Source organism: Roseateles sp. P5_B10 (assembly GCF_056400485.1).
Window position 1 is genome coordinate 1 of the sequence record NZ_JBFULE010001385.1, and the last position, 838, is coordinate 838.

Genomic DNA, 838 nt, shown 5'->3' on the forward strand with positions numbered 1-838 from the left:
ACGGCCGCGCGCAACTGTTCAATCCGGCTTTCGCCAAGATGTGGCGACTGTCCGACGAGGCGCTGGAGCAGCGGCCGCATATCGAGATGGTCGAGACCTGGTGCCGGCCACTGTTCGACGACACGCCGACATGGCAGGCGATCCGCAGCGCCATCACAGGGATCGACAATCGCAAATCTGTCCCGCTCAAGCTCGAGCGCAAGGACGGCAGCGTGCTGGCCTGCATGACCATGCCGTTGCCAGACGGCGCGACCATGCTGACCTTCCAGGACATTTCAGACGCCGAGAATGTCGAGCGCGCGCTGCGCGAGCGCAACGAGGCGCTGGAGACCGCGGACCAGATGAAGGTGGACTTCGTCCACCACGTTTCCTACGAGCTGCGTTCGCCGCTGACCACGATCATCGGCTTCGCGCATCTGCTGAGCGATCCCGTCACCGGCCCGCTGATGCCGAAGCAGGCGGAATATCTCGATTACATCACCACCACGACCGGTGCGCTGCTGGCGATCATCAATAACATTCTGGATCTTGCCACTATCGATGCCGGCGCGATGACGCTGAATCTCTGTCCCATCGATATCCGCAAGACCATCGCTGCAGCGGCCGAAGGCATTCAGGATCGACTGGCGAAGGATCACATCGCGCTGCAGATCGAAGCTGATCCCGCCATCGGCAGCTTCACCGGCGACGAAAGCCGCGTGGTGCAGGTACTATATAATCTGCTGGCCAATGCGGTCGGCTTCGCACCGCAGAATTCGGCGATCACGCTGACGGCGCGCCGCTCGGAGCACACGGTCACATTCGCAGTGACCGATCGCGGACCCGGCATTCCGCCCGA

At 62.4% G+C, this 838-nt stretch carries 1 protein-coding gene; it reads left to right on the forward strand.

The genetic code is table 11. The features are described 5' to 3' along the window. Positions 1–838: sensor histidine kinase (locus tag AC1DU6_RS33510; protein ID WP_477862662.1), on the forward strand; the 838-nt coding region annotated here is incomplete at both ends.